Here is a 3393-nt window from a genome sequence, read left to right on the forward strand (position 1 = left end):
GATCACTCGGCAGAAGAGTATATACAAATAGATGTCGTAAAGAATATCACAACCTTATATAACAAAGCAAAATTACACTATCAAGATGTTGATTTGGAAGCTGGTGTTATTGTTATTGATTATAAAAAGAATTTAATCATTGCCAGAGGTATTAAAGACAGTACCGGTTATACACAAATACCCTACTTCAAACAAGGAGCTGAAGAGTCAACTCAAGACTCTATTATGGTTAATTATGATACTGAAAAAGCCTTGATCTGGGGTTTGAATTCAGAGCAAGACAATGGTATTATTATGGGAAGTGGAGTCAGCAAAAAAGTAAATGATTCAACGATATATGTAAGAGACATTGTGATTACCACTTCTAAAAAGATAAATCCTGATTATTATATAGGAATTAACAAGGCCAAGATAGTACCCAAGAAGAAAATTATTGCAGGAGCTTCACAATTGTTTATTGCTGATGTGCCAACACCGGCATGGCTTCCATTTGCCTATTTTCCGTTAACTCAAACACGCACGTCCGGTATTTTAATGCCTACTTGGGGTGAGTCTTCGCAACAAGGTTATTTTTTACAAAATGGGGGTTATTACCTTGCTTTAAACGATTATTTCGATTTGGCATTGACCGGAGATGTTTACACAAATGGTAGTTGGAGTTTTAGGGCTAACAGTAACTACTCTTTACGTTATAAGTTTAACGGAAATGTCGGGTTTAAATATGACAATGTAATCTACAGTCTTAGAGGTTTTGATGACTATAGCAAAAGTTCAAATTATAATATCAGGTGGACACACAGCCAAGATGCAACAGCAAATCCCAATGCGCGTTTATCAGCATCTGTAAACCTAGGGAGTAGTAAGTATTATCGACAGTCATTAAATGAATATAGTACCAATGCTTATTTAAAAAACCAATTGAGTTCTTCTGTGTCTTTTTCAAAACGATTTGTAGGAACTCCTTTCAACTTGAGCTTGTCAGCAACACATTCACAAGTTACAGATACTGAAAAAATTACCATGTCATTACCATCATTACAATTGAGCATGGATCGTATTTATCCGTTTGCACCAAAGAGTGGTTCCTCAAAGAATCCATTACACAAACTGAGTTTGAGTTATAATATGGCCGGTGATTATCGTATTAATACAACTGACGAATATTTCTTCAAAAAGGAAATGTTTGATCAAGCAAAATCAGGAATAAAGCACAATGCCAGCTTAAGTACAAATATGAAATTATTCAACTATTTTACTGTGAATCCAAATGCTAATTATAAAGAGACCTGGTATTTTGATTATATTGAAAAAAAGTATAGCGAGGGTGATAATAGCATTATTTCAGATACAATAAGCAAATTTAAAGCATTAAGAGAATACAGCACCGGACTTTCTTTATCGACTAATATTTACGGTACATTCAAATTTAAAAAAGGAAGATTAAAAGCCATACGTCACACAGTTAGACCTTCTGTATCATATAGTTATCGACCGGATTTCAGTTTTTATGACGAAGAAGTTTATAACCCCGAGACAGAAGAAACAGAGACTTATTCACCCTACCAAGGAAGTATTTATGGCGTTCCGGGAAAAGGAATTTCAAACAATATTGGCATCAGTTTAAGTAATTCCTTTGAAGCAAAAATTATGTCAAAAGATTCGACTCAAACAGAGGCAAAAAAAATAAATTTATTGAATAATTTAAATTTTTCTACGGGTTACAATATAACTGCCGACACCTTACGTTGGTCACCTGTTGGAATGAATACAGGGGCAAATCTGTTTAAAAATAAATTACGTATCAACGTCAATGCAAGTTTAGACCCTTATGCAATTAATGCAAATGGAAATAGAATAAACAAATTTAATATTGAAAATGGTGGTAGTTTATTTAGGTTAACCCGTGCCGGAGTCACAATGAGTTATGGTTTGTCAGATAAAACCTTTAAAAGAGAGGAAAAATCGGATAAAGATAGTGATCAAACAGGTGTAGATTCTGGAATTGCGGATAATGATATGAGAGATCAAGGCGATCAGAAAGACGAAAAAACAAAGAAAACGAAGTTGTATCACTCCAAAATACCATGGTCATTAAATTTATCGTATTCGTTGCAATATAGCAATGCACAGCGCCAAAATGAGTTCTCTTCAAATTCCCTGATGTTTAACGGTGATGTTGAGTTGAGTCCAAAATGGAGTGTCGGTTTTAATTCGAGTTACGACTTAAAAGGAAAAGGCTTGGGGCATACCAGTCTTAACTTTCAACGGGATTTAGATAGTTGGAAAATGCGTTTTAGTTGGGTGCCGTTTGGAACCAGAAAAACCTATTACTTCTTTATTGGTGTGAAATCATCGGTATTGAGTGATCTAAAATATGACAAGAGAAAAATGCCGGATAAGAGGCTTTTCTAAATAGTAAGAAAAAATAATTATAACACATAAATAAGAAATATGAAACGAATCATTAAAACACCAAAAGCACCCATGCCAATTGGGCCTTATAATCAAGCAGTATTTACTACAGGAGGCACTTTATATATTTCAGGTCAAATACCTATGAATCCTGAGACAGGTAAGTTGGTTGAAACCGGAATTAAAGATGCCACAAAACAAGTAATGCAAAACCTGAAAGCTATCCTAACCGAGGCTGATTTGAGTTTTAGCAATGTGGTCAAATCATCTATTTTTATAGAAGACATGGATGATTTTGCAGACATAAATGAAGTTTATGGAGCCTATTTTGACGAAAGAACAGCTCCGGCAAGAGAAACAGTGCAAGTTGCAAAATTACCTTTAGGTGTGGCTGTTGAGATTTCTGTAATTGCTGTTAGTGAGCGTTAGAGGCAAGCTAAAAAGTAATTTTTTTGTCAATTGGAGCGCAGTCGAGAATATTAGTCTTTGAATTACAGTTTGATATATTTCTCGACTGCGCTCGAAAAGACGGTTCTGATAACTCTTTCAGACAGACCCTTAAATAGCCCGTATCATTAACTCAGCCGAAGCAGGGTTAGTAGCTAAGGGTATATCATGCACATCACATAAGCGCATAAGCATCGATATATCGGGCTCGTGTGGATGTTTTTCTAACGGATCTCTAAAAAAGAAGACCATTTGTATATCGCCTTCGGCGACCATAGCGGCAATTTGAGCATCACCACCCATAGGTCCTGATAATACTTTTTTAACTGTAAAACCTGCCTTTACAGCTTTTTCGCCGGTAGTTCCGGTAGCGAAAATATTGATTTCTTTTTGCAATAAGACAGCTTTATAATCCATAAGAAACTGTATCATTTCTGCTTTTTTTCCGTCATGGGCAATGATTGCAATATTCATTTTATCAAAAAAATTTGTGTACAACGAAGTTAGTGTTTTTATTGGATATGAGCTGTTATT

General features: G+C 35.1%; 3 protein-coding genes. 2 read left to right on the forward strand and 1 reads right to left on the reverse strand.

Going from position 1 to position 3393, the window contains the following annotated elements; all coding sequences use genetic code 11:
* The coding region (locus ABFR62_13725) for a putative LPS assembly protein LptD (protein ID MEN8139478.1) at positions 1 to 2412 on the forward strand (2412 nt) is incomplete at its 5' end.
* Between the two features lie 39 nt (positions 2413 to 2451).
* On the forward strand, positions 2452 to 2841 hold the full coding sequence (locus ABFR62_13730; protein ID MEN8139479.1) for a RidA family protein: 390 nt from the start codon (positions 2452 to 2454) through the stop codon (positions 2839 to 2841).
* 129 nt (positions 2842 to 2970) lie between these two features.
* Here ABFR62_13730 and ABFR62_13735 read toward each other — a convergent pair whose 3' ends face one another.
* Positions 2971 to 3333 (reverse strand): methylglyoxal synthase, encoded by a 363-nt coding sequence (locus ABFR62_13735; protein ID MEN8139480.1) that lies wholly within the window; start codon positions 3331 to 3333, stop codon positions 2971 to 2973.
* Between the last annotated feature and the right edge of the window lie 60 nt (positions 3334 to 3393).

This window comes from Bacteroidota bacterium, from assembly GCA_039714315.1.
GTDB lineage: Bacteria > Bacteroidota > Bacteroidia > Flavobacteriales > JADGDT01 > JADGDT01.

Coding starts and splice junctions, on each gene's coding strand:
- ABFR62_13730 (MEN8139479.1), top strand. CDS start 2,452: ATGAAACGAATCATTAAAACACCAAAAGCACCCATGCCAATTGGGCCT.
- ABFR62_13735 (MEN8139480.1), bottom strand. CDS start 3,333: ATGAATATTGCAATCATTGCCCATGACGGAAAAAAAGCAGAAATGATA.